At 54.6% G+C, this 1,118-nt stretch carries 1 pseudogene; it reads left to right on the top strand.

Annotation, left to right across the window (positions count from 1 at the left end):
• Nucleotides 1-746: 746 nt before the first annotated feature.
• Nucleotides 747-1,118, top strand: a pseudogene (locus tag AC1DRJ_RS28960) (hypothetical protein); the annotation flags it as partial.

Below are 1,118 nucleotides of genomic sequence, written 5' to 3'. Positions count from 1 at the left end.
GCCATAGCTTGGGTGGCTACTGCGATTGCCGCGACCAAGGAGCAGACGGCCCCTGCCATTTTGAGGGTGCGCCACTCGCCACAATGCAAATTTTTACCTGGCGCCTTCATACTGAATTTCATCTTCCAAGCTCCTTTTAGTCGAAATGCGCTACACCAAATCGGTAACAGCAGGCTCAAGTAAAAGTAGTTCCGGATGAAAATAAGTCGAGAAATCCAGATGCAATCTGGATCGATGAGAGTGTTGACGGCGAAAGCGAAACTCGCGGCCCTAATCACAAATACCAGTTTTTGGGCGGAGGCCCAGGGGCAGGCTAAATCTGAAATTTATCGGCACRTCAGCAGATGTGGATTTYGCGTAGACGCGTGATTTCCAGCACGGTTTTGAGTACCTGTCGCGCTGAAAAATGTTTTCACACAGCCTCGGCCGTATTCTGCCCGACCGGTTGAATCCACAACCCTAAGCTGCCATTGGAAGACGCGCACACTGCAATTTTGGCGAAGCGTTTTTACACACTCTGGGCCAAAAGCCGCCTGTGGTTGGAGCAATGGCAAATGTGCACCTATGCTCTGCCTGCTGGAAGAACTGATCACGCAGAACGTGCTGCTCCGACAATGGTGCGCAATAACTGTAGTGGGTCAGCCGTTCCGTCGGTGCTCACCGTGACGCTGGCCTCAGCTGAAAAGGAGTGAACCCCCGGATTAAGAGCTATGCGAGGCATCGCAAACACACAAGGAGTGGTATCCATGAAAACGTTCCCCCGCATCACCATCGGACAGGGCGGCGCTGTGATTGCCAGCCTGTTGCTCGCTACCTGCGCATGGGCCGAGACGATCCCTGAATCGCTCACGACGCCCGCCAAGAGCGAAACCCGCCTCGGCACGCTGGAGTTCCTGGACGGCCAGCCGAACGAGGCGACGGTCGACAAAGTCTATGAGCAACTGGACTTCTCGCACGCGACTCGCGCGTTTTCGGACACTCTGCAAGGCGTCAGCATCCATGCTATCCGTAAGGGTCTGCAAGACATCGGCGTGAAAGACAACGAGGTGATCGTTTTCTCGGAGCTGATGGATTCCAAATCGCTGTTCCTGACGCCCAACGCGGACACGATCTATATC

This window comes from Pseudomonas sp. P5_B2 (genome assembly GCF_056400445.1).
The sequence above is the reverse complement of the archived record's forward strand: the minus strand, read 5'-3'. Positions and strand labels throughout refer to the sequence as shown.